21 protein-coding genes, 1 tRNA gene and 1 pseudogene are annotated in these 24,438 nt (G+C 69.6%); 13 read left to right on the top strand and 10 right to left on the bottom strand.

The features are described from left to right. Window positions 1–49 precede the first annotated feature (49 nt). From ACIBLC_RS17985 to ACIBLC_RS17965, 5 genes are read right to left on the bottom strand one after another with little or no spacing between them, the layout of a single operon-like run. Entirely contained in the window at window positions 50–847 is a 798-nt protein-coding gene (locus tag ACIBLC_RS17985; RefSeq protein WP_399211925.1) for a DUF1295 domain-containing protein, read from the bottom strand. Next, window positions 844–2,166: a class I SAM-dependent methyltransferase gene (locus ACIBLC_RS17980; RefSeq protein ID WP_399211924.1), complete on the bottom strand. Its 1,323-nt coding sequence runs from the start codon at window positions 2,164–2,166 to the stop codon at window positions 844–846. The genes ACIBLC_RS17985 and ACIBLC_RS17980 overlap by 4 nt, the downstream gene beginning before the upstream one ends. Then, window positions 2,163–3,446 carry a class I SAM-dependent methyltransferase gene (locus tag ACIBLC_RS17975; RefSeq protein ID WP_399211923.1) on the bottom strand — a complete coding sequence of 428 codons (1,284 nt, stop codon included), beginning with the start codon at window positions 3,444–3,446 and terminating at the stop codon, window positions 2,163–2,165. The genes ACIBLC_RS17980 and ACIBLC_RS17975 overlap by 4 nt, the downstream gene beginning before the upstream one ends. Further along, window positions 3,443–4,174 (bottom strand): DUF1365 domain-containing protein, encoded by a 732-nt coding sequence (locus ACIBLC_RS17970; RefSeq protein WP_399211922.1) that lies wholly within the window; start codon window positions 4,172–4,174, stop codon window positions 3,443–3,445. The genes ACIBLC_RS17975 and ACIBLC_RS17970 overlap by 4 nt, the downstream gene beginning before the upstream one ends. After that, window positions 4,171–5,490: an NAD(P)/FAD-dependent oxidoreductase gene (locus tag ACIBLC_RS17965; RefSeq protein WP_399211921.1), complete on the bottom strand. Its 1,320-nt coding sequence runs from the start codon at window positions 5,488–5,490 to the stop codon at window positions 4,171–4,173. Before ACIBLC_RS17965 ends, ACIBLC_RS17970 begins: the two co-directional genes overlap by 4 nt. A gap of 348 nt (window positions 5,491–5,838) precedes the next feature. Between ACIBLC_RS17965 and ACIBLC_RS17960 the strand changes: the two genes are divergently transcribed. Both ACIBLC_RS17960 and ACIBLC_RS17955 read left to right on the top strand, forming a co-directional pair. After that, window positions 5,839–7,470 carry a sulfite oxidase gene (locus ACIBLC_RS17960; RefSeq protein WP_399211920.1) on the top strand — a complete coding sequence of 544 codons (1,632 nt, stop codon included), beginning with the start codon at window positions 5,839–5,841 and terminating at the stop codon, window positions 7,468–7,470. A gap of 71 nt (window positions 7,471–7,541) precedes the next feature. Next, window positions 7,542–8,195 carry a fasciclin domain-containing protein gene (locus ACIBLC_RS17955; RefSeq protein WP_399211919.1) on the top strand — a complete coding sequence of 218 codons (654 nt, stop codon included), beginning with the start codon at window positions 7,542–7,544 and terminating at the stop codon, window positions 8,193–8,195. A gap of 176 nt (window positions 8,196–8,371) precedes the next feature. On the opposite strand, the gene ACIBLC_RS17950 is transcribed toward ACIBLC_RS17955, so the two are convergent. The 4 genes from ACIBLC_RS17950 to ACIBLC_RS17935 all read right to left on the bottom strand — a co-directional run bounded on the left by ACIBLC_RS17950 (window position 8,372) and on the right by ACIBLC_RS17935 (window position 11,162). Beyond that, on the bottom strand, window positions 8,372–8,839 hold the full coding sequence (locus ACIBLC_RS17950) for a hypothetical protein (protein ID WP_399211917.1): 468 nt from the start codon (window positions 8,837–8,839) through the stop codon (window positions 8,372–8,374). Then, window positions 8,839–9,501, bottom strand: coding sequence for a hypothetical protein (locus tag ACIBLC_RS17945; protein ID WP_399211916.1), 663 nt, complete (start codon window positions 9,499–9,501; stop codon window positions 8,839–8,841). Before ACIBLC_RS17945 ends, ACIBLC_RS17950 begins: the two co-directional genes overlap by 1 nt. 459 nt (window positions 9,502–9,960) lie before the next feature. Beyond that, on the bottom strand, window positions 9,961–10,680 hold the full coding sequence (locus tag ACIBLC_RS17940; protein WP_399211915.1) for a DinB family protein: 720 nt from the start codon (window positions 10,678–10,680) through the stop codon (window positions 9,961–9,963). 167 nt (window positions 10,681–10,847) lie between these two features. Further along, complete coding sequence (locus ACIBLC_RS17935) at window positions 10,848–11,162, bottom strand: hypothetical protein (protein WP_399212209.1); 315 nt, start codon at window positions 11,160–11,162, stop codon at window positions 10,848–10,850. On the opposite strand from ACIBLC_RS17935, the gene ACIBLC_RS17930 reads away from it, so the two are divergent. From ACIBLC_RS17930 to ACIBLC_RS17920, 3 genes and pseudogenes are all read left to right on the top strand, one after another. Continuing rightward, entirely contained in the window at window positions 11,044–11,307 is a 264-nt protein-coding gene (locus ACIBLC_RS17930; protein WP_399212193.1) for a hypothetical protein, read from the top strand. The two genes, ACIBLC_RS17935 and ACIBLC_RS17930, sit on opposite strands and share 119 nt — an antisense overlap. A gap of 294 nt (window positions 11,308–11,601) precedes the next feature. Continuing rightward, a pseudogene (locus tag ACIBLC_RS17925) lies at window positions 11,602–12,024 on the top strand (tyrosine-type recombinase/integrase); the annotation flags it as partial. A gap of 232 nt (window positions 12,025–12,256) precedes the next feature. Next, the gene (locus tag ACIBLC_RS17920) at window positions 12,257–12,607 is read left to right on the top strand and encodes a hypothetical protein (protein WP_399211914.1); all 351 of its coding nucleotides are present in this window, start codon (window positions 12,257–12,259) and stop codon (window positions 12,605–12,607) included. A 529-nt stretch (window positions 12,608–13,136) separates the two neighbouring features. Here ACIBLC_RS17920 and ACIBLC_RS17915 read toward each other — a convergent pair. Next, window positions 13,137–13,208, bottom strand: a tRNA-Arg gene (locus tag ACIBLC_RS17915). 175 nt (window positions 13,209–13,383) lie between these two features. Between ACIBLC_RS17915 and ACIBLC_RS17910 the strand changes: the two genes are divergently transcribed. From ACIBLC_RS17910 to ACIBLC_RS17875, 8 genes are all read left to right on the top strand, one after another. Further along, window positions 13,384–13,947 carry a response regulator gene (locus ACIBLC_RS17910; RefSeq protein ID WP_399211913.1) on the top strand — a complete coding sequence of 188 codons (564 nt, stop codon included), beginning with the start codon at window positions 13,384–13,386 and terminating at the stop codon, window positions 13,945–13,947. A gap of 352 nt (window positions 13,948–14,299) precedes the next feature. Further along, on the top strand, window positions 14,300–15,280 hold the full coding sequence (gene nrtL, locus ACIBLC_RS17905; protein ID WP_399211912.1) for an ArgS-related anticodon-binding protein NrtL: 981 nt from the start codon (window positions 14,300–14,302) through the stop codon (window positions 15,278–15,280). Window positions 15,281–15,301: 21 nt separating this feature from the next. Next, window positions 15,302–16,693, top strand: coding sequence for a diaminopimelate decarboxylase (lysA, locus tag ACIBLC_RS17900; RefSeq protein ID WP_399211911.1), 1,392 nt, complete (start codon window positions 15,302–15,304; stop codon window positions 16,691–16,693). A gap of 176 nt (window positions 16,694–16,869) precedes the next feature. After that, window positions 16,870–18,171 carry a homoserine dehydrogenase gene (locus ACIBLC_RS17895; RefSeq protein WP_399211910.1) on the top strand — a complete coding sequence of 434 codons (1,302 nt, stop codon included), beginning with the start codon at window positions 16,870–16,872 and terminating at the stop codon, window positions 18,169–18,171. A gap of 6 nt (window positions 18,172–18,177) precedes the next feature. Further along, a complete protein-coding gene (gene thrC / locus ACIBLC_RS17890) occupies window positions 18,178–19,236 on the top strand; it encodes a threonine synthase (protein ID WP_399211909.1) in 1,059 nt (352 codons plus the stop codon). A gap of 296 nt (window positions 19,237–19,532) precedes the next feature. Next, a complete protein-coding gene (gene thrB, locus ACIBLC_RS17885; RefSeq protein ID WP_399211908.1) occupies window positions 19,533–20,462 on the top strand; it encodes a homoserine kinase in 930 nt (309 codons plus the stop codon). 385 nt (window positions 20,463–20,847) lie between these two features. Next, entirely contained in the window at window positions 20,848–22,926 is a 2,079-nt protein-coding gene (gene rho / locus ACIBLC_RS17880) for a transcription termination factor Rho (protein WP_399211907.1), read from the top strand. Between the two features lie 233 nt (window positions 22,927–23,159). Beyond that, window positions 23,160–24,299, top strand: a complete 1,140-nt coding sequence (locus ACIBLC_RS17875) for an LCP family protein (protein ID WP_399211905.1) — start codon at window positions 23,160–23,162, stop codon at window positions 24,297–24,299. The last annotated feature ends 139 nt before the right edge of the window (window positions 24,300–24,438 follow it).

Here is a 24,438-nt window from a genome sequence, read left to right as displayed (position 1 = left end):
GGACCCGGACACTGTGGGTGAGTGTCCGGGTCCGGCGGGACCCGGGTCGTCAGCGCGGCGGCAGCGGGAAGAAACCGCTGGTCCGCGCCACGTACTCGGCATAACCGGGACGCTCCGCCATGTGCCGTTCAAGGAGCGGCTTCCCACTGCCCCTGATCAGCAGCAGGCTCATCACCACCGGCGACACGGCCACCGCCGCCGCCGCTCCGAGGGAGTCGCAGGCGATCAGGAACAGTCCCCACCAGACACAGAAGTCACCGAAGTAGTTCGGGTGGCGCGTGTAGCGCCACAGCCCGCGGTCCATGACCTGTCCCCGGTTGGCCGGATCCCTCTTGAAGCGGGCGAGCTGGGCGTCCCCCACCGCCTCGAAGAACATTCCGAGCGCCCACAGGGCCGTACCGGCCACGGCGAGGCCCGAGAGAGGGCCGGCGATGTACTGGGCCGCCTGGACGGGCAGCGACACCAGCCACACCAGGGCGCCCTGGAGCAGATACACCATGCGGAGCGCGTACAGGTTCCGGTTCCCGGAGGCCTTGGCCAGCATCTTCTCGTAGCGCGGGTCCTCGCCGTGGCCGCGCCCGCGCCGGGCGATGTGCAGGGCCAGCCGCAGCCCCCACACGGCCGTCAGCACGGTGACCAGGTACCGCCTGCCCGCGTCGCCGGAATCGGCGGAGACCGCACAGGTCACCACCGCGACCGCGGTGAACCCGACACCCCAGGCGACGTCGACGACCCGGTGCACGCCCTTGCGCACGGCGATCACGAACGTCACCAGCATGACGCCGAAAGCGGCCGCCGCCGCCCACGCCAGGTTCACCGCGAAGGCGCCCCACTCGAATCCGTTCACGGCCGGTCAACTCCCTCGTACCAGTCCTCCGGCGTCGCCGGCATGCCGCTCTCCCCGTCCGGCGTCGGCCGGACGCTCAGAATCTGGTCCACACCCATGCGCCGCTCCTCGAACGCCAGGGCCCCGCCGACCAGGTACAGCCGCCACACGCGGGCCGTCTCCGCACCGACCAGCGCCACGACCTCGTCCCAGCGTTCCTCCAGGGTGCGGTGCCAGGCGCCGACCGTACGCACGTAGTGCTCGCGCAGCGACTCCACGGACCGCACCTCCAGGCCCGCCTCCTCCAGGAAGCCGACCGTCTCGCCGAGTGGCCGCATGTGCATGTCGGGCGCGATGAACGCCTCGATGAACGCCCCGCCGCCGGGCGCCTTCGCCCCGCGCGACATCTGCTGGACGAGCACCCGGCCCCGCGGACGGACCATCCGGTGCAGGGACGCGGCGAACGCCGGGTATTCGGCGTCCCCGACGTGCTCGCCCATCTCGATGGTGGAGACGGCGTCGTAGCCACCGCCCGCGATGTCCCGGTAGTCCTGGCACACCACCTCCACCCGGTTCTCCAGCCCCCGCTCGCCGACCTGTTCACGGACGTACGCCGCCTGCTCGCGGGCCAGTGTGACCGCGGTGACCCGCACGTCGTACCGCTCCGCCGCGTACAGGGTGAGGGAGCCCCAGCCGCAGCCGATGTCCAGCAGCCGGGCGCCGGGGACCAGGCCGAGCTTGCGGCAGATCAGCTCCAGCTTGGCGCGCTGGGAGTCGGCCGGGGTGAAGTCCGGCTTGTCGCTCGTCCAGTAGCCGCAGGAGTAGGCCATGGTCTCGTCGAGGAGCAGTCGGTAGAAGGCGTTGGACAGGTCGTAGTGATGGCTGATGGCGGCCCGGTCCCGGGCCTTGCTGTGCAGGCCGCCACGCAGCCGCGCCTGGGAGGCGGGCGCCGCCGGACGCGGCCCCGCGGCGCCGAACCGCACCGCCGTGCCGAGCGCGCGGGCCTTGTCGGCGAACGCGAGCCGCGGAGTGTCCGACCGCTGCTCCCGCGCCGCGGACCACAGCACGCGCAGCCCCTCGCCGAGGTCGCCGTCCACGTCGAGCTCGCCCGTGACGTACGCCTGCGCCAGGCCCAGTTCACCTGGCTCCCACAGCAGGCGCCGCAGGGCGCGCCGGGACCGTACGACGACCACCGGGCCCTCGTTCGGCCCCGCCTCACTGCCGTCCCAGGCTCGCAGCCGGACCGGCAGGGGACCGCCGAGCGCGGTCTCGACGAGCGCGGCGAGCCGGTGGGCGGCGGCCGGCCCGGTACGGGGCGGGGTGGTGCGGGTGGTGGTCATGGGGAGGGGTTCTCCTTGGTCAACAGGTACTGCTGTACGTCGAGATAGCCGGAGCGGAACCCGGCCTCGGAGTAGGCGAGGTAGAAGCTCCACATACGCCGGAACGTGTCGTCGAAGCCCAGCGCGGCCACCTCGTCCGCGCGCTCCGTGAAGCGTTCGCGCCACAGCCGCAGGGTCTCGGCGTAGTGCGCGCCGAAGCGGTCCCGCCGGGTGACCGTCAGTGCGGTGTGCTCGCGCACGGTCTGATCCACGGCCTCGACGGAGGGCAGCAGACCGCCGGGGAAGATGTACTTCTGGATCCAGGTGAAGGTGTTGCCGGTGGCCAGCATCCGGTCGTGCGGCATGGTGATGGCCTGAAGGACGGCCCGGCCGCCGGGGGCCAGCCGCTTGTCGAGGGTGCGGAAGTAGACGGGCCAGAACTCCGCGCCGACCGCCTCGATCATCTCCACGCTCACGATCGCGTCGTACGTACCCCGCGCCTCGCGGTAGTCGCACAGGTCGATGCGGACCCGGTCGCTGAGACCGGCCTCCTCGACGCGCAGGCGGGCCAGGTCGCGCTGTTCGGCGGAGAGGGTGAGGGAGGTGACGCGGGCACCGCGCGCGGCGGCCCGGATCGCGAGTTCACCCCAACCGGTGCCGATCTCCAACACCCTTGTCCCCTCCCGGACTTCGGCGAGGTCGAGCAGCCGGTCGATCTTGCGGTGCTGGGCGGCGGCGAGCAGGTCCCAGGTGGCGGGGAAGCCGCGGAAGAGCGCCGCCGAATAGCTCAGGGTGTCGTCGAGGAAGAGGGCGAAGAGGTCGTTGGACAGGTCGTAGTGGCTGCTGATGTTGTCGCGGGCGCCGTCGGGGGTGTTGCGCTGGGCCCGCGGCCTGCGCAGCGCCCACAGCCCGCGCAGCCGCTGGAGCGGGGCGGGGATCAGCCGTGCCGCGTTCCCGGCGAGCACCGTGAGGACGGCGACCGGATCGGGGGCGTCCCATTCGCCGGCCATGTAGGACTCGCCGAAGCCGACCAGACCCTGGGCGCCGATACGGCCGTAGAACGCCTTCGGGTCGTGGATGTCCAGTACCGGTCCGCCCCTGCCCGTCCAGGTGCCGTCGGCGAACCGTACGCGCAGGGGCAGTTGCTCCAGGGCGCGGCCCACGACGGCCGTGGTGACGGCGATCCGCGCGCGGGAGGCCCTCGGCGGCGCGGCCACGTCGGGCCAGCGGGCCGCGTCGACGGCCGCGGTCGCGGCGTGCGCCGCCCGTGGGGTGGCGGATCGGGGTTCGGCTGTTCTCATGTCGCGTTCTCCGGGGTGGAATGGTCCGGGTGGGGCTGGACGGGCAGTCCCCGCAGGTACAGGCGGATGCCGTGGATCCGGATGGCCACGGACACGGCGAGGGTCGACAGGGGGTGGCGCACGGCCAGCCGCGCCAGCGCACCCGCGGTGACGGGGCGCCGCGTGCCGCGGACGGTCGCGGTGAAGGGCCTGCCGTTCTCGCGTTCGAGGTGCACGGTGAGGTCGAGGCGCTCGCCGGGCGCGGGCAGGCGCATGCGGTAGCGGCCGTCGACGGGGAAGAACGGCGAGACGTAGAACGCCTTGTCGGCGTGCGCGGTCCCCGACGCGTCCGGGCGGAGCAGGTAGCAGTGCCGCTCGCCGTAGGTGTTGTGGACCTCGGCGACGACATGGCGCGCGATGCCGTCGCGGTCGAAGCACCAGTAGACGCTGAGCGGGTTGAACACGTACCCGAGGACGCGCGCGTGGGCGAGCATCATCACGGAGCCGCCGTCGAGACGCACGTCGTGGTCGGCCAGGAAGGCGTCCAGCCCCGCCCGGATGGACGGCTGGTCGCCGTCGAAGTGGTCGCGCGCGTCGAAACGCGCCAACGTCCGCAGCGGACGGGGGTGTTCGGGCAGGTCGTCGGGGTCGACGAGCCACATGTACGTACGGTGGCGCAACGCGTGCCGGACGGGCGCGGTGCGTACGTGGGCGATCGCGCAGTCGTACAGGGCGGGTGCCGCGGTCACCAGCGCACTCCCAGGGCGGCCGCCGCCTCCACACCGGAACGGCAGCCGTCCTCGTGGAAGCCCCAGCCGTGGTAAGCGCCCGCGAACGCCGTGACGGGCGTGCGGAGTTCGGGCAGCCTGCGCTGGGCGGCGACCGACTCCGGTGTGTAGACCGGGTGTTCGTACACCATCCGCGCGAGCACCCGCTCCGGATCGACCCGGTCCTCGCCGCCCAGCGTGACGACGTACGTCTCGGGGGAGTCGAGGCGATGGAGCCGGCTCATGTCGTAGCTGACCCGCACCTGGTCGGAGGCCGCCGCGCACGACGGCATCAGGTGGTTCCACGAGGCGCGCGCCCCGCGGGCGCGCGGCAGCAGCCGGGTGTCGGTGTGCAGGAGCGTGGTGTTGCGCGAGTAGCGGAACGCGCCGAGCAGCTCCTTCTCCTGCCGCGTGGCGTCGGCCAGCAGACTCAGGGCCTGGTCGGGGTGGGTGGCGATGACGACGGAGTCGTAGGAGTCGGTGGTCCCGTCCTGTGCGGTGATGTCGACGCCGTCCGGGTGCCGCAGCACGCTGCGCACCGGGGTGGACAGCCGCACCGAGTCCAGCCGCCCGGCCACCTGGTCCACGTACTCGCGCGAACCGCCGGTGACCGTGCGCCAGGTCGGCGATCCGCCCACGGCGAGCATTCCGTGGTGGTCCATGAAGCGGAACAGGTAGGCGGCGGGGTAGCGCTGGGCGGTGACGGCGTCGCAGGACCACACGGCCGAGACGAGCGGGGTCATGAAGTGGGTGCGGAAATAAGGGGAGAAGCCCTCGCGGAACAGGAACTCGCCCAGCGTGACGGTGCTCGCGCCCTCCCGGGCGAGCAGCCGCCGGGCCGCACGGTGAAAGGCGGGCACCTCCGCGAGCATCCGCAGATAGACCCCGCGCAGCGCGTTGCGCGGCTGCGCGAACAGTCCGGCGAAGCCGCGGGCGCCCGCGTACTCGAGACCGCACCCCTCGCACCGCACCGACATGCTCATCTCCGACTCCTGCGTGGCGACGCCGAGTTCGTCGAAGAGCCGCAGCAGGTTCGGATAGGTACGCCGGTTGTGCACGATGAAGCCCGAGTCGACCCGGCGGGTCCGGCCGTCCGACGACGTGAGGTCGTGGGTGTGGGCGTGTCCGCCGAGCCGCTCGTCGGCCTCGTAGAGGGTGACGTGGTGCGCGCGGCCGAGCACGTACGCCGCGGTCAGTCCCGCCACCCCGCTGCCCACGACGGCCGTACGCCGCCCGCGGTGACCGCCGGCCGCCGGCTCGCCCCGCTCCGGTGACGCACTCCGTGGCGCGCGTGACATCGCTGCTCCTCCCAGTCGCCCGCGAACGCGGACCTCACCGGTAATCCGGAACTGGTGGGGGAGCGGATTGGCCGAGGAGGGATCTTCCTGCCGGTGGGGGTGCGGGGTCCGTGTGGTCCTCTGCGGTGGCGGTGGCGGTGGCGGCGGTGGCGGCGCTGGCTGGGGCGACGGCGCGTCTGTGGCGTCCGCGGCGTTGTCGGCCGCGGCGCCCTCGTCGGGCCGGGCTCCGGGCGGCGGCCTCAATTCGGGTAATCCGTTGCGCGGACCGGTGCGGATTGGTCCGAGAAAAAACTTCATCAGACCGGGTGATCGACCAATCCGCCGACCGTTCTGAATCGGATTCCCCACGTGACCGACGACAAGAAGGAATGGCGAAATCCGCGGAGCTGGACGCGACCGGCGCTCGGCGCTTTCAGTGGTGTTCTGGCGGGATTCGCCGCGCTCGCTGTCGCGGAACTCGTATCGGCTTGGGTGCGTCCGCAGGCAGGTCCTGTCGTCGCCGTCGGAGGCGCGGCGATCGACCGCACCCCCGCCGCGATGAAGGACTGGGCGATCCGGAATTTCGGCACCAACGACAAACTCGTCCTGCAACTCGGAATTCTCGCCGTATTGGCCCTGTTCGCCCTCTCCCTGGGAATTGTCGCCCTGCGATATCGGCGTACCGGCGCTGCCGGTGTCCTGATTTTCGGCGTCGTGGGGGCGGCAGCGGCGATCAGCCGGCCGGACTCGACGGGCCTCACCGACGCACTGCCTTCCGTGGTGGGCGCCGTGGTCGGGGCGGCGACCCTGTTCTTCCTGGTCGGTCCGCTGCGGGGTCGGGAACCGGTGCGGGGCCTGACGGGCGGCCCGGACGGCAGCCCGGTGGACGGAGATTCGCCTTCCGGCCCCGTATGGGACCGGCGTGGGTTCGTGATCGCGGCGAGTGCGGCCGCTGTCGCGTCCGCGGGCGCCGGGGTGCTGGGCCGTGCCCTGAACGGCTCCAGCGGCCGGGACGCGGTCGCCTCACGCCAGGACGTGGTCCTGCCGGTGCCGTCGTCCCGCGCGCCGGACGTGCCCAAGGGCGCGCAACTGCGGATCCCCGGGGTCAGTGCCTTCACCACCCCGAACAAGGACTTCTACCGCGTGGACACCGCGCTGGTGGTGCCGAAGGTCGACGCGACCGACTGGCGGCTGCGCATCCACGGCCGGGGCGTCACCCGCCCGCTCACGCTCTCCTTCGACGACCTCCTGCGGCGTGACCTGATCGAACGGGACATCACCCTCACCTGTGTGTCGAACGAGGTCGGCGGCCCGTACGTGGGCAACGCCCGCTGGATCGGCGTACGACTGGCGGACGTGCTGGCCGAGTGCGGGGTGAGGCCGCCGTCACGGGGAGGTCCGGCAGACCAGCTGGTGGCCCGCTCGGTGGACGGCATGACCATCGGCAGCCCGGTGGAGGACGTGATGGACGGCCGCGACGCCCTGCTCGCCGTGGGGATGAACGGTCAACCCCTGCCCTTCGACCACGGTTTCCCCGTCCGCATGGTGGTGCCCGGCCTCTACGGCTATGTCTCCGCCTGCAAATGGATCAAGGACATCGAGCTCACCACGTTCGACGCCTACGACCCCTACTGGGTGAAACGCGACTGGGCCCGCGAGGCGCCGATCAAGACCCAGTCCCGCATCGACACCCCCAAGCCCTTCGCCCGCCCCGGCACCGGAACCGTCATGGTCGCCGGCGTCGCCTGGGCGCAGCACCGCGGCATCGACAAGGTCGAGATCCGCGTCGACGACGGCCCCTGGCTGGAGGCCCGGCTCGCCGCCGAGGACTCCCGCGACACCTGGCGCCAGTGGTCCTACCCCTGGCAGTCCACCAAGGGCGGCCACACCCTCACCGTCCGCGCCACCGACCGCACGGGCGCGGTGCAGACCGAGAAGCGGGCCCGCACCATCCCCGACGGTGCGAGCGGCTGGCACTCGGTGGTCGTGACCGTGGACTGACACCCCAAGCCACCTCTCCCACCCCCATATGAGCGCGGCTCCGGCCGCATCAATCCATCAGGAGAAACACCATGAACACTCGTATCCGTCGCGTCGCCATGACTGTGGCCGCCGCCGCCGTGCTGCCGCTGGCCCTGAGCGCCTGCTCCGACGACAGCAGCGACACCGCGGCGTCGGACTCCTCCAGCGAGGCGTCGGCGTCGGCCCCGGCGTCCGACGACAGCATGTCCGGGAGCACCGCCGAGTCGGACGCGCCGTTCGGTTCGGCGTGTGCGTCGGTGCCCGCGGACGGCGCCGGCTCCTTCGACGGCATGGCCAAGGACCCGGTGGCCACCGCCGCCTCGAACAACCCGGCCCTCTCCACGCTGGTGACCGCGGTCAAGAAGGCGGGCCTGGTCGACACCCTCAACAACGCCCAGAACATCACGGTGTTCGCGCCCACCAACGACGCCTTCGCCAAGATCCCGAAGGCCACCCTGGACAAGGTCCTCGCCGACAAGGCCCAGCTGACCAAGATCCTCACCTACCACGTCGTCGGCCAGAAGCTGGCCCCGACGGACCTGGACAACGGCTCCTACGACACCCTCGAGAAGTCCAAGCTCACCACCTCCGGCTCGGACGAGTCCTACATGGTCAACGACTCCGCCAACGTGGTCTGCGGCAACGTGAAGACCGCCAACGCGAACGTCTACATCATCGACACGGTCCTGATGCCGACCAGCTGACGGCAGTCGGCGTGCACCGGCCGCCCGGGACAGGGATACGGCGGCGTCCGGCGTCCGGTTCTCGACCGACTGCGACGGGGGGAGGGGGTGGCTGGGGTTGTTTCCCCGGCCATCCCCTCTTTGTCGTCCGGTCTTTGTCGTCCGGGAGCCTCTGGCGGGGCCGGACAGCCTCGCGTTCACGGCGCGGGCTGGTTGGTTCCGCTCGCGTTGTTCGCCGAAGCCGCCTGATCAGCGGGGGGCGGCTGTTGTGCCGGTAGCTGTCCCTGCGCCCCAGGATCGGCGACTGTCCTCTTGGTGAAGCCGTCCATCACCTGGCCGGCGAGGTTCTTCTTCAGCACGAAGATGGAACTGATGGAGGTCACTGGGACGCCACATACGGCAACACACCACCCCGGGTGCCCTTTGAGGGCCAGCTGGTAGCCGAGCCAGACGAAGGAAAGCACCAGGACTCCGGATACGACGATGCCCAATGCCGTGTTCAGGTTGCTCAGCACGGCATTCCAACGTTGAGTTCGAGCCGCGTAGTTGATTGCCTTGAGTGCGCGTTTCAGGTCCTTCGACTTGACATTCTCAAGACGCCTCGCAAGTTCCACAAGGCGCTCTACGTCTACCTTGTCGTCGCCGGGTTCGGCGGCTTGGGACATTAACGTGCCTCACTCACATCCGACGCCAGCCGCCGGAGAGCCTGAGCGACTACGTGGTTCTGGCCGGCTGTCCTCATCAGGCGATCGACCGAGATGCTACGACTGTGGACCGTCGGAGAGCCGGAGTCCTGCGACTGCACGGCATCGGTGTATTCCGTCATGATCTCGACCAGAATCGCACTGGCCAATTCCGGATCATCTCTGCTGCGCCGTAAGAGCTGCTGATCCTCCAGATCGGAAATCCTGGCGTGGGCCATGCAGCGCAGGGCGGCCCGCATGGCCTCGCGTCTCCGTGTCAGAGTCCAACGCAGCGCAATGAAGAATGCGCTGATAGCGAGCGTGGCACTGGCCGAAAGTGTGCCGATGACGAGCAGCGGCCATGAACTGTTCACGGCGATGGCCACCGTACAGAAGGCGAATGTCGAGACGGTCGAGACGAAGCTCACCGTCACAGCGGCGAGGCGCAGCTTCGAAAGTCCCTGATATTCGACGTCCGCCCCCATCCGCCGGACTCTCGCTCTTGTCTCCGAGTCGAGGAGTGCGGGTTCCGGCAGGGCTTCGAGCAGGGCTTCGACACCTTCGTCGAATGATCTAGGGCGCTGTGAGCAGGCGTTGGGACGCGCAGCGAGAACCTGACCTGTTGGATCAAGCACGCTGCGCATGCCTGCAGTGAAGTCGTTTGCCCCCATGGCACCCCCCGACTGTGCGCGATTAGCCTACCCAAAGTAGCAGGTCCCTAACACTTTGTTACTGGCGTCGCTCGAATCAACGTAGCGCGGCCGCACCCGGTTGCGCCTGCTGTGACGAAAAAATCCGACGTTACGCAAGAAGCGATTATTCGTACGAATGACATTCGAACGATCGGCTTCCCAATCGCCGGAGGATTCGCAAAGCATCGAGACAGGGCCGGGGCCGGGAGTCGCACCCGGCGGAAGGTCAGGAACTCCCACCGCGCATGGCCTCCGCGTCCCACCGCCCCACTTCTTTGATCGAGAACCCACCCACCAGGACCGCAACTCCCCCGTCAGCTCAACTGGCAGGATGCCGCGGCAAGTTAGGCCCCTCCCGTGGCGGGTGGTTCGGACGCGCGACGGAGAGGGGGTCGCCGAGCGCACCCGGATCTACTGGCCAGGCGTGAAGCGAGCCCGCCACAGGTCGCGGAGCAACGCGATCTCGGCCATGTGGTGGATGAATTCGAGGTTGGCCCCCGACAGCACGGCGATGTAGGGGTCGTCGGGGTCGGAACCGTACGGGTACTGAGAGAAGCCGACCATGTCGAGTTGTTCGTCGGTGACGGCGGCGACGCTGTCGCGCCAGCGGTCGATCAGTGCCCAGAACCGTTCGAGCGCCAAGGTGGCGGAGGGGGTGAAGTCGACGATCAGCTTCGGCTCCTGCCGACGTTCGCCGAAGGTCCACTCCCATCCGCCCGCGAAGTGGAAGTGCAGGTGCGCCAGTCGCCATGCGATGGTCGTGACCGGTGTTCGGTCAGGCTCCGGCTCACCGGTGTGGGCGAGGACCTGCTCGACCCGCTCGACACTCACGCTCCAGTCGTCGGCGATCTTGGCGACGCTCATGCCGCCGGCGGCCTGCCGGGCGACTTCCGCGTACTCGTTCGCCGGAATGTCCGCGGCGCCCAGGTCGAGCACCCACTCGCCCGGCCCGAACGCCCTCGGCGTCGCCGCCTCGCCCCGGCGCCGGATCGACCAGCAACCGGGCACCGGTTCCCACAGGTACTCATCATCGCTGAGCCCTCTCAGCCGTACCTCGGCCATCTCCCTGGCGCGGTCGAACTGCTCGAGCAGCAGCCCGAAACGGTCGGTCCGCGCACCCTCAGTGTCCATCCGTGGTCCCCTTCGCGGTCGCGTTTCGTACCTAGCTGCGCTCGGGGAAGCTAGCGGCTCCCCTCGCGGGGCGCGACCGATTTACTCCTCCTCTCCCATGGAGCGGTGCGGGCTTGGGCGAGCACGGGCAAAAATCCAAAGGCGCAGCGGGTTCTGACGACCTGAGTTCAAGTCACACGGAACGGTTGTGGCGCGACACCCGGCCCGTAGACCCTTCCGTATGGCGGCGACACCAGAACGATCAGCGGGCAAGATGGCCGCATGACAAAGCTGTCCGTACGGTCGGTCCGTCGTCCCTCTTCTGGTTCGGTGCTGTCGTTGTGGTCGCAGGACTCCGTGTTGTCGATCGGCTCGGTGGGTTCGGTGCTGTCCGTGGGGTCCGTCGGTTCGGCCCTGTCGGTCGGCTCGATCGGAAGCGCCCTGTCGGTGGCCTCGATCGGCTCCTCGCTGTCCTTGATCTCAACCGGGTCATGGCTGAGCACAGGTTCGTTGTTCTCCGCGCACTCCCGGTGGTCGGTGCTGTCCTGGCGCTCCTCCCACGGTTTCCTGGCCGCGGGAGCGGTAGGCGCAGCGGCCGGAAGCGTCTTGCTGTTGACTCACGCGAGGCGGGCGAGCAGGAGCTCGTAGCCGTCAGTCAAAGCGATCGACGACTTGCGGCCTCCCCGCTACTCGCCTGGCTCGTGCTTGCTGACGGACAGATGATCCCGATGGACGCCGACCGTGACGGCAACGTCGGTGATCCCCGCGCAACGTCTAACTTCGAAGGGATGCCCCACCCCGACGAAGTGCTCGGTAGCGCCGACTGAGCACCGGCACAGGTGGGGCCTTGCCGGGAGTGCCGGCCGATGCTTTGGGACGCGTTCTGTCAGACCGGCTGCTCACACACCCGGTCTGACAGAACGCACTGGGCTGGTGGGAGCGGGCCTGAAACAGCGGGCGGAAGGTGAGGTGCGCATCGTGCCGATACCGCCGCCGCTGGTACGGCCGCTCCGGGAGCACCTTAAGGAGTTCGGCACGGCGAAAGACGGCCGGCTCTTCGCCAGTGAGCGAGGCAACGTCGTAGCTGCGTCGTCGTACTCGCGGGTGTGGAAGCAGACGCGAGAACTGGCGCTCCTCCCGGAACAGGTCTCGTCCGTGCTCGCCATCCGGCCCTACGGCCTTCGGCACGCGGGCGTCTCACAGTGGCTCAACTCCGGAGTTCCGGCACCGGACGTGGCCGCTCGCGCGGGTCACTCGGTCGACGTGCTGCTCAAGATCTACGCGAACTGCATCGACGGCCAGGAGCAGGAGATGAACGACCGCATCTCGAAGGGCCTGGGGGAGGAGCGCGACACCGGAAAGTGAACCGGTCCGCAGGACCAGTGGACGTGAGCCCTGGAGAGATCCAGGGCTTTCGTCATGTCTGCACGGCGACGGGCTGACCTGCACATTTCGACCCTAGTCGAAATGATTGTCGCGAACTTGGCAGGGGCGGAAGCTGGCTTAGGCGCATGAAGTCCTCTTCACAAGAGGATGCCCGCGCTCAGGCTCCGGGCATCGACCACAATCGCATCAGGATTCCTAGGGGGAAACAGACATGGCACTGCGCAGAGCAGTATCGAATGTGCTGGCTGTGGGAGCGCTCGTCGCCGGATCGACGCTCGGGCTGAGCAGCGTGGCATCGGCCGCACCGGCCGGTGCGACCGACCTGAGCTGTCCCTACATGATGATCTGCGGCGAGGCGCCCTCCGGCGGAAGTTTCGCGTTCAAGGCGTGCAGGACGTTCGGGCTGACCAACATGGTCGGCATCGGGGAAGTCAACAACAACCAAACCCCGGGCACCAAAGCCAAGTTGTACGGCAGGAACATGGAACTCCTGTACACCTTGACCGCGCCGGAGTCGTTCTACATCACCTGGGACAACGTCTGGTATGTCAAGCCCTGCTGATCCCAGGGACGAGAGCATGACGGCGGGCCGCGCAGCGGACCCTGTGCGGCCCGCCGCCGTACCCACCACGGAAGGCTCCGCAGACTCCGCACACACCCGTGGCGACTCCGCCGTCGACGGGCCGTCGCCCGTCCGCAAGGTCATCGCCGTGATCACGCCGTCGAGGTACGGACACACTGCACTCCCAGCGCGTTCACGTCGCTACGAAACCCGAACGACTGGGTTCGGTTCGCTGTCAGACGGCTCGATTGGATGGCAGCGGACAGCTGTCCACGCCGGTCGAGCACTTCAGGTCCGCGCGCCGCCTTGTCGTCACCCAGAACCCGCGCATTTCGTCGGTGACCCGCGCGACGCTGGGCAGGCGCGAAAACGGCCGTTGACTTGCTGCGACGCCCTGCGAGATCAACACGCTATTACAACGTGATCACTGTCATGGAGACGCTTTCGGCTGCATCCGCCCGCACAAACGCCAAGACCCCGTCCTCAGCGAAAGCGCTGATGGCGGGGTCTCTGGGCACCTCATACAGGGTGCCCCCGGCAGGATTCGAACCTGCGCACACGGCTCCGGAGGCCGTTGCTCTATCCCCTGAGCTACGGGGGCGTGTCGCTTTGTGTGCGGCGACGGGTTGAACACTACCAGCTCTTTTGAGGGGGACCGGCATGGGTTTCGGTGGGGGCGGGACGGGCTGTTGTCGGGGGCGGGACGGGGTTCGGGTGGGGTGGAGGCGGGGCGTCCGCACGGGGTGGAAGTGGGGAAAACCCGGACGCGGCGGTGCGTGCGGACCTACTCTCGAGTTGTGCCAGGCGTGTCGGGCCGGGTGCTTGTTGTGGACGACAACAAGGTCATCCGGCAGCTGATCAGGGTCAACCTTGAGCTGGAGGGTCTCGAGGTCGTGACCGCGGCTGATGGTGTCGAATGTCTGGACGTGGTGCACCAGGTGCGGCCCGATGTCGTGACACTCGACGTGGTCATGCCTCGGCTGGACGGACTGCGCACCGCCGCTCGACTTCGGGCCGATCCGCGTACCCGGAACATTCCCCTTGCCATCGTCAGCGCCTGTACTCAGTACGAGGTCGAGAGCGGGCTTGACGTCGGCGTCGACGCGTTCCTCGCCAAGCCCTTCGAGCCCGCCGAACTCGTCCAGCTTGTAAGGCAGTTGATGGAGCGTCGGGGGAGCGGTAGTGGCCCTGGCAACATCCCCGGCATTGGCAGTGGCCCCGGTAGTGGCAGTGGGCTGGGTGAGGGCGGCGGCACCGGCGCGCCGTTCCAAGCCGTCTACGGCGCTGAGGAGGCCGAGCGGGCCGAGCGCGCCGAGCGGGCCGGCCGCACCGGTCACTGACCGGCAGTCGACGGCGGCCGAACAGTCGACGACATCCCCGTAGTCGACGACACCCCCCGTAGTCGACAGCGGCCACACAGCTGTCCGCCCCCCCATAGCCGAGCGCACCCGCAGTCAGCCAGCAGGCCAACGCCACCCCCGGAGCCGATTCACCGACAGTCACCCGACGCCGACGCCGACGCCGACGCCGACGCCGACGCCCGGGCCCTCAGCCGCGACGCCACCGAAGCACCACCCCCGCACCCCACTCCTCCGTACCCCACCCCCACCCCCACCCCCACCCCGTCCACATCCCGGACCCACCCCCAAACCGACTCGCGTACCCACCCCCCTCCTCCCCTAGGCTTGTCCCGTGACCCCCGTCGAGCTCTCCCGTACCGTGCTGCGCGCGGTGCGTCGTGCTGTGGAGGCGGGGGAGCTGGGCGTGGTGGTGCCGGGGCGGGCCGTGGTGACGGTGCCGGGGGCCGGGGGGTGTGGGGACTACGCCACGAACATCGCGTTGGAGTTGGCGCGGCCGGCCGGGCGGGCGTCCCGGCAGGTCGCCGAGATCCTTCGGCCGTACCTCCGCGGCGCGCCCGGTGTCGCTGACGTCGCGATCACCGGGCCCGGGTTCCTGAACATCAGCCTGGACCAGGCCGCCGTCACCCGGACGCTCGTGTCCGAGGTCCTGCGGCACGGCAGCCGGTACGGGCACGGTGACGCCCTCGCCGGGCAGGTCGTCGAGCTGCGCGTGCCGTACGACACCCGTGCCGAGGTCGTCGCCGACACGCTCGTACGGATCGTCGGTACCCAGGGCGGCCGCGCCGAGGTGCGGCACGCCGAGCCGGTCAACCTCCGTCCCGTACCCGCCCCCGAGGATCCCGCCCTCCTCGGTTCCGACGCCGCCCGCTGGGCCCTGCTCCACCCCGCGCCCCACGACCGTCCCCGTATCACCGCGGACCACCTCGTCCAGCGTGAGAGCAACCCGCTCTTCCGGATCCGGTATGCCCACGCCCGCACCCGGGCTCTCAGCCGCAACGCCGCCGCACTCGGCTACACGGGCGCCCCCGGGGATCTGCGGGACACAGCCGTCACGCAGAGCCTTCTCGCCGCCCTCGCCGATCACCCCCGCGTTCTCACCGCCGCCGCGACCCACCGCAGCCCCGACCGGCTCGCCCGGCATCTCGTCACCGTCGCCGATGCCTTCCTCGGTCATCAGCACACCGTGCTGCCGCTCGGCGACGAGAAACCCTCGGCCGCCCACCGTGCCCGGCTCGCGTTCGCCGAAGCAGCCGGAGCGGTGCTGGCAGGCGGCCTGTCCCTGCTCGGCATCAGTGCACCCGAACACCTCTGACACAGCAGAAAGCGCACAGACATGAGCCGTTCCGCACACCCCGCCGGGCCCCGTCACGCCGATGTTCTGACCGAGGGGCACTACACCGCCCCGCCCGCCGACCTCAACGCCCTGGACCCGAAGGTCTGGGCGCACACCGTCAGCCGTGACGAGGACGGCGTCGTCACCGTCGGCGGGATCGATGTGGCCACGCTGGCCGAGGAGTTCGGCACCCCGGCGTACTTCGTCGACGAGGCCGACTTCCGGGCGCGGGCGCGTGCCTGGCGTACCGCTTTCGGGCAGGACGCCGACGTCTTCTACGCGGGGAAGGCCTTCCTGTCCCGGGCCGTCGTGCGGTGGCTGCACGAGGAGGGGCTCAACCTCGATGTGTGCTCCGGCGGTGAGCTCACCACCGCGCTCTCCGCCGGTATGCCCGCCGACCGCATCGCCTTCCACGGCAACAACAAGTCCACGGCCGAGATCGAACAAGCCGTGTCCGAGGGCGTCGGACGCATCGTTCTCGACTCCTTCCAGGAGATCGTCAGGGTCGCCCACATCGCGCAGTCCCTCGGCAGGCGGCAGCGCGTGCAGATCCGGGTGACGGTGGGCGTGGAGGCGCACACCCACGAGTTCATCGCCACCGCGCACGAGGACCAGAAGTTCGGGATCCCGCTGGCCGGCGGTCAGGCCGCGGAGGCCGCCCGCCGTGCCCTCCAGCTCGACGGGCTCGAGCTCATCGGCATCCACAGCCACATCGGCTCGCAGATCTTCGACACCTCGGGGTTCGAGGTGGCCGCCCACCGGGTCATCGGGCTGCTCAAGCAGATCCGTGACGAGCACGGGGTCGAGCTGCCCGAGATCGACCTCGGCGGCGGCCTCGGCATCGCGTACACCAGTGAGGACGACCCGCGCGAGCCGCACGAGATCGCCAAGGCGCTGAACGAGATCGTCACCCGCGAGTGCGAGGCCGCCAAGCTGCGGACGCCCCGGATCTCCGTGGAGCCCGGGCGCGCCATCGTGGGCCCGACCGCCTTCACGCTCTACGAGGTCGGCACCATCAAGCCGCTCGACGGGCTCCGGACGTACGTCTCCGTGGACGGCGGCATGTCCGACAACATCCGGACCGCTCTGTACGACGCCGATTACAGCGTCGCCCTCGTCTCCCGCACGAGTACGGCCGAACCCATGCTGGTCCGCGTCGTCGGCAAGCACTGTGAGAGCGGCGACATCGTCGTGCGGGACGCGTTCCTGCCCGCCGACCTGGCGTCCGGCGACCTCATCGCCGTGCCCGCCACCGGCGCCTACTGCCGGTCCATGGCCAGCAACTACAACCACGCGCTCCGCCCGCCGGTCGTCGCCGTGCACGACGGCGAGGCCCGGGTGATCGTCCGCCGCGAGACGGAGGAGGATCTGCTCCGCCTCGACGTCGGCTGAGGGCGGAGGCTGAAGCCGATGGTGGAAGCCGAAGGTCGAGGGCCGGAGACGGAAGATCTTCCGTCTCCCACCCCGGTGAAAATGAAATACTCGTCTCACGATCCGGACGAGGGGCAGAAACCCCCGTCCGGTGAGTGAGACTGGTCCAACCGTGACGTAGAAGGAAACGAGGTCGGATGATGCGTACGCGTCCGCTGAAGGTGGCGCTGCTGGGCTGTGGGGTAGTCGGCTCAGAGGTGGCGCGCATCATGACGACGCACGCCGACGATCTCGCCGCCAGGATCGGCGCCCCGGTGGAGCTGGCCGGAGTGGCCGTACGCCGCCCCGGCAAGGTCCGTGAGGGCATCGACCCCGCCCTCGTCACCACCGACGCGACGGCGCTGGTCAAGCGGGGCGACATTGACGTCGTCGTCGAGGTCATCGGCGGTATCGAGCCCGCTCGTACGCTCATCACCACCGCCTTCGAGCACGGCGCCTCCGTCGTCTCCGCGAACAAGGCGCTGCTCGCCCAGGACGGTGCCGCGCTGCACGCCGCCGCCCACGAGCAGGGCAGGGACCTCTACTACGAGGCCGCCGTCGCCGGTGCCATCCCGCTCATCCGGCCGCTGCGCGAGTCCCTCGCCGGCGACAAGATCAATCGCGTGATGGGCATCGTCAACGGCACCACCAACTTCATCCTCGACAAGATGGACACGACCGGGGCGGGCTACCAGGAAGCCCTCGACGAGGCCACCGCGCTCGGGTACGCCGAGGCCGACCCCACCGCCGACGTCGAGGGTTTCGACGCCGCCGCCAAGGCCGCGATCCTCGCCGGAATCGCCTTCCACACGCGCGTGCGCCTCGACGACGTGTACCGCGAGGGCATGTCCGAGGTCACCGCCTCCGACTTCGCCACGGCGCAGAAGATGGGCTGCACCATCAAGCTGCTCGCCATCTGCGAGCGGGCCGCGGACGGCGGCTCCGTCACCGCGCGCGTCCACCCCGCGATGATTCCGCTGAGCCATCCGCTCGCCTCCGTGCGCGGCGCGTACAACGCCGTCTTCGTCGAGGCGGACGCCGCCGGGCAGCTCATGTTCTACGGGCCCGGTGCCGGCGGCGCGCCGACCGCGTCCGCCGTGCTCGGCGACCTCGTGGCCGTGTGCCGCAACAGGCTGAACGGTTCGACGGGGCCCGGCGACTCCGCGTACGCCCAGCTGCCCGTCTCGCCCATGGGCGAGGTCGTGACGCGCTATCACATCAGCCTCGACGTGGCCGACAAACCGGGTGTTCTCGCCCAGGTGGCCACCGTCTTCGCCGAGCACGGTGTCTCGATCGACACCGTGCGCCAGCAGGGCCGCCAGGACGGAGGCGGCGAGGCGTCCCTCGTCGTCGTCACCCATCGCGCGTCCGACGCGTCCCTCAATGGGACCGTCGAGGCGCTGCGCAGCCTCGACACCGTGCGGGGTGTCGCCAGCATCATGCGGGTTGAAGGAGAGTAACCAGCAATGACCCACCAGTGGCGCGGAATCATCGAGGAGTACCGGGACCGGCTGCCGGTTTCCGACAGCACGCCGGTCGTGTCGCTCCGTGAGGGCGGTACGCCGCTCGTACCCGCACAGGTGCTCTCCGAGCGCACCGGGTGCGAGGTCCACCTCAAGGTGGAGGGCGCCAACCCGACCGGGTCCTTCAAGGACCGCGGTATGACCATGGCCATCTCCCGGGCCAAGGAGGAGGGTGCGCAGGCCGTCATCTGTGCCTCCACGGGCAACACGTCGGCCTCCGCCGCCGCCTACGCCGTACGGGCCGGGATGGTCTGCGCCGTCCTCGTCCCGCAGGGCAAGATCGCGCTCGGCAAGATGGGCCAGGCCCTCGTGCACGGCGCGAAGATCCTCCAGGTCGACGGCAACTTCGACGACTGCCTCACGCTCGCGCGGTCGCTGTCCGACAACTACCCGGTGGCGCTGGTCAATTCGGTCAACCCGGTGCGCATCGAGGGCCAGAAGACCGCCGCGTTCGAGATCGTGGACATGCTCGGCGACGCGCCCGACATCCACGTCCTGCCGGTGGGCAACGCGGGCAACATCACCGCGTACTGGAAGGGCTACAAGGAGTACGCCGCCGACGGCATCGCGAAGCGGACCCCGCGCATGTGGGGTTTCCAGGCCTCCGGCTCCGCCCCGATCGTGCGCGGCGAGATCGTCAAGGACCCGTCGACCGTCGCCACCGCGATCCGTATCGGCAACCCGGCGTCCTGGCAGTTCGCGCTGACCGCCCGGGACGAGTCGGGCGGCTTCATCGACGAGGTGACGGACCGTGAGATCCTGCGCGCCTACCGGCTGTTGGCCGCGCAGGAGGGTGTCTTCGTCGAGCCCGCTTCCGCCGCGTCCGTCGCCGGTCTGCTGAAAGCCGCGGAGCAGGGCAAGGTCGACCCCGGGCAGCGGATCGTCTGCACGGTCACCGGAAACGGGCTCAAGGATCCTGACTGGGCCGTCGCCGGCGCACCGCGGCCGGTGACCGTTCCGGTGGACGCCGTCACGGCCGCTGAGCAGCTCGGACTCGCGTAGACGGCGAACGTTCGGCAGGACATCCGACAGGGGGTGCACAGGGCGCTCGCGACACGCATCGTGCGCCTCCTGTGCGCCCTATGTCGCCACAGAACCTGTCTTCGATAGGCTGTACTGAACCCGCCCGCTGCATATGCCGCGGTGCCGCCCTCGTTTCGGCCTTCGGGTGTTGACGTACGCGTCAGGTTCGCAGCGCAGGCCGTCCCACATCCGTATCCCGAGTCGCTCCACCCGCATTCGCATCGCACGTTTCGAGAACCTCGTACATCACGCAGCTCAAGGAGAGTCATCGAGCGATGGCCGGTCCCGCCTTCCGCGCCGCCGCCGTCCGGGTGCGCGTCCCCGCCACCAGCGCCAACCTCGGGCCGGGCTTCGACGCCTTCGGCCTGTCCCTGGGGCTGTACGACGACGTGGTCGTCCGGGTGGGCGACGCCGGGCTGCACATCGACATCGCGGGTGAGGGCAGCGAGACGCTGCCGCGCGACGAGAGTCATCTCCTCGTACGTTCCCTGCGTACCGCCTTCGATCTGCTGGGCGGACAGCCGCGCGGCCTCGAGATCGTCTGCGCCAACCGCATCCCGCACGGCCGGGGCCTCGGCTCCTCGTCGGCCGCCATCTGCGCCGGCATCGTCGCCGCGCGGGCGGTGACGATAGGCGGGGACACCAAGCTCGACGACACGGCACTCCTTGAACTCGCCACCGAGATCGAGGGGCACCCCGACAACGTCGCGGCCTGCCTGCTCGGCGGATTCACGCTTTCCTGGATGGAGACCGGCGCGGCGCGGGCGATCAGGATGGACCCCGCCGATTCCATCGTTCCGGTGGTTTTCGTACCGGGAAAGCCGGTTCTCACCGAAACCGCGCGGGGACTGCTGCCGCGCACCGTGCCGCATGTCGACGCCGCGACCAACGCGGGCCGCGCCGCACTGCTCGTCGAGGCGCTCACCCGCCGTCCCGAGTTGCTGCTGCCCGCCACCGAGGACCGGCTGCACCAGGAGTACCGCGCCCCGGCCATGCCCGAGAGCATCGCCCTGGTGGAGCGGCTGCGCGGTGACGGTATTCCCGCGGTGATCTCCGGCGCGGGGCCCACGGTGCTGGCCCTCGCGGACGGGGCGTCGGCCGACAAAATCGCTGACCTCGCAGGTCAGGGCTGGGCTGCCAATCGTCTGGATCTTGACGCCACCGGTGCGAGCGTGTTGCCGCTCGCGCCGTCCGGTGTCCATTAGAAGTGCGTGGTTGCCGGATTTCGAGAGGGGGAATGTTTGTTGGATCCGGTAGTGTTAATCTCAAGTCTGCACCCGACCTCACCATGGCGAGGTGCTTCGCGTCCCCGTTCGGGACACCCATTCTTCCGGGAGCCTCCCAAACTGCTTTGTATGCATTGGGTGCTATGTGCTGAGCAGTGTTGAGCACGCTCCGGAACCGGCGTGACCGAGCCGATGACACCGCAATTCAGTGCCGCGGCTCCGGAATCGTCTTCACCAGTCATTTCTTCCGCCGCGTTGGCGGACCACCGCCCCGGCACGGTCCATGCAAAACGGACCAAATCCGGACAGCAAAACCGGTCGCCGTGCCAGACAGGCCGACGTCCGCTCCAGGGAAGGACCCTTCGTGAGCGACACCACCGATCTGATGGGCGCACGTGTCGAGGAGACCGCTGCCGCGCCCGCCACGGACGCCTCTGCCGCGCCTGCCTCCGGTGCAGGCTCCCGGCGGCGCCGCGGTACCGGCCTTGACGGCATGGTGCTGGCCGAGCTTCAGCAGGTCGCGACCGGCCTCGGGATCAGGGGCACCGCGCGGATGCGCAAGAGCCAGCTGATCGAGGTCATCAAGGAGGCGCAGGCCGGCGGAGGCAGCGCCCCGAAGGCCGAGGCCGCCACCGAGACCAAGCCGAAGCGCCGGGCCACCTCGAAGGCTCGTACGGGCGATGAGGCCGCCGCCGAGGCCAAGGCCGAGAAGCCCGCCGCCGCCGAGAAGGCCGTGGCCCAGCAGCAGATCGAGATTCCCGGCCAGCCCGACGGGGGCCCCTCCCGCGCGAGCGAGGCCGAGCGTGCGGCTGACGACGCCCCCGCGGGCGAGCGCCGCCGTCGCCGGGCCGTAGCCGATGCCGGCAGCCCCGAGACGGTCACCGCCGAGGCCAAGAGCGAGCAGAAGACGGAAACCCTGGTCGAGGCCAAGGCCGACACCGGTGACGCCGACGGCCGCCAGGGCCGTCGTGAACGTCGCGACCGCGACCGTGGCGGCCGTGACCGCGACCGCCGCGGTGGCAAGACCGACGAGCAGCAGGGTCAGGGTGGTCAGGGCGGCGGACAGCAGCGCCAGGACCGTCAGCAGCAGGGCCAGAGTGGTGGTCGTCAGGACCGCCAGGACCGGCAGCAGCGTGACAACGGCCCGCAGCGTGACAACGGCCCGCAGCGCGACAACGGCCCGCAGGACGACGACGAGTTCGGCGATGGACGCCGCGGCCGGCGCGGCCGTTACCGTGACCGTCGTGGCCGGCGTGGCCGCGAGGACTTCGGTCCCAACGAGCCGCAGGTCGCCGACGACGACGTCCTGATCCCCGTCGCGGGCATCCTGGACATCCTCGACAACTACGCGTTCATCCGTACGTCCGGCTACCTGCCGGGTCCGAACGACGTGTACGTCTCGCTGGCCCAGGTCCGCAAGAACGGTCTGCGCAAGGGCGACCACGTCACGGGCGCGGTCCGTCAGCCCAAGGACGGCGAGCGCCGCGAGAAGTTCAACGCGCTGGTCCGCCTCGACTCCGCCAACGGCATGGCCGCCGAATCCGGCCGTGGCCGCCCGGAGTTCAACAAGCTGACGCCCCTTTACCCGCAGGACCGGCTCCGCCTGGAGACCGACCCGGGCGTGCTGACGACCCGCATCATCGACCTCGTCGCGCCGATCGGTAAGGGCCAGCGAGGTCTGATCGTGGCCCCGCCGAAGACCGGCAAGACCATGATCCTGCAGGCGGTCGCCAACGCGATCACCGTCAACAACCCCGAGTGCCACCTGATGGTCGTCCTGGTCGACGAGCGTCCGGAAGAGGTCACCGACATGCAGCGGTCGGTGAAGGGCGAGGTCATCTCCTCGACCTTCGACCGTCCGGCCGAGGACCACACCACGGTCGCCGAGCTCGCCATCGAGCGCGCCAAGCGTCTGGTGGAGCTGGGTCACGACGTCGTCGTACTGCTCGACTCGATCACGCGTCTCGGCCGTGCGTACAACCTCGCCGCGCCCGCCTCCGGCCGCATCCTGTCCGGCGGTGTCGACTCGACCGCGCTGTACCCGCCGAAGCGCTTCTTCGGTGCCGCGCGCAACATCGAGGACGGCGGCTCGCTGACCATCCTGGCCACCGCGCTGGTCGACACCGGCTCGCGCATGGACGAGGTGATCTTCGAGGAGTTCAAGGGCACCGGCAACATGGAGCTCAAGCTCGACCGGAAGCTCGCCGACAAGCGCATCTTCCCGGCGGTCGACGTCGACCCGTCGGGTACGCGCAAGGAGGAGATCCTCCTCAACCCGGAGGAACTCGCCATCGTCTGGAAGCTGCGCCGGGTGCTGCACGCACTCGACTCGCAGCAGGCCATCGAGCTCCTGCTGGACAAGATGAAGAAGACGAAGTCCAACGCCGAGTTCCTGATGCAGATCGCGAAGACCACGCCGGGCAACGGCAACGGCAACGACTGATCCGGTCTCCGCGGACAAAGGGCCGCCCCCGTCACAGCTGTGACGGGGGCGGCCCTTCGCGTGACACGGCTCCGCCGACGAGCGAGAGCTTTGCCACAGTGCGCTGTGCAACCCCGTCCCGGGTTTCCCCGTCTGACCAAACGGAGCGACCATGGAGCGGTACCCGTCACGCCGGGCCGGACCTGAGCCTGAAAGCAGGGGGTAACCGAGCCGTACCAGGAACCGAGGAGCACATGCCTGCCGAGAGCACGCCGGAACCCGGCATACCCGGGGAGCCCGGCACCAGCGCCCCGCGCCACCGCGCGAAGGGCAGCCGACGCAAGGCCCGCAGCAAGCGCCGCAAGGGCCTGCTGATCACGGCCTGGGTCGCGGCGGGGATCGTCGTGCTGGGTGGCACCGGCGCCGGGTACCTGTACTTCAAGCTCAACGGCAACATCAAGAGCGTCGACATCAACCAGGCCCTGGGCACCGACCGGCCGACGAAGGTCGACAACGGCTCCGAGAACATCCTGGTCCTGGGTTCCGACACCCGCTCCGGCTCCAACGGGAAGCTGGGCGGCGGCGCCGACGACGGCAGTGCCCGCTCGGACACGGCGATGGTCGTGCACATCTACGAGGGGCACAAGAAGGCGAGCGTGGTCTCCATACCCCGGGACACCCTCGTCGAGCGTCCCTCCTGCACCGACGCCGAGGGCGTCACGCACGACGCGGCCTCCGAGGTCATGTTCAACTCCGCGTACTCCACCGGCGGCGCGGCCTGCGCGGTGAAGACCGTCGAGTCCATGAGCGGGATCCGCATGGACCACTACATCGAGGTCGACTTCAGCGGCTTCCAGAAGCTCATCGACGACCTGGGCGGTGTGAAGATCACCACCACCAAGGACATCGACGACCCCGACAGCCACCTGAACCTGAAGGCCGGCACGCACACCCTCGACGGCGAGCAGGCGCTCGGCCTGGTCCGCACCCGGCACGGCGTCGGCGACGGCTCGGACCTCGGCCGGATCCAGCTCCAGCAGGCGTTCATCAAGGCCCTGATGAACCAGGTCAGGAGCATCGGCCTGCTCACCGACCCGGCCAAGCTGGTCGAACTCGCCGACACCGCGACCAACGCCGTCACCACCGACTCCGACCTGGACTCCGTCAAGGACCTCACGTCCTTCGCGAGCGGCCTCAAGGGCATCAGCTCCTCGAAGATGACCATGGTGACGATGCCGGTCCAGTACGACAGCGCGGACGCCAACCGGGTGCTCATCGACGAGGCCAAGGACAAGCTGGTCTGGGACGCCCTGAAGAACGACAGGGCGATCCCCGCGTCGGCCACCGAGGGCACGGCCACCGGCACCGCGAAGGACGTCGTCAGCGCGGGCTGAGCCGCACCGGAGGCGCCGACCGAGCCGCACCGGAAGCGCCGGCCGAGCCGCACCGGAGGCCCCTGGGAATAGATCACGCCGCCCCCCGGTTTTGGGGGATGCGGCCAGTCCTGGCAGACTGGTCCGTCGGCTCCGGTTC

This window comes from Streptomyces sp. NPDC050535, from assembly GCF_044457665.1.
Classification (GTDB): domain Bacteria; phylum Actinomycetota; class Actinomycetes; order Streptomycetales; family Streptomycetaceae; genus Streptomyces.
Note: the sequence above shows the minus strand (reverse complement) of the source record. Positions and strands in the feature narration are given on the sequence as shown.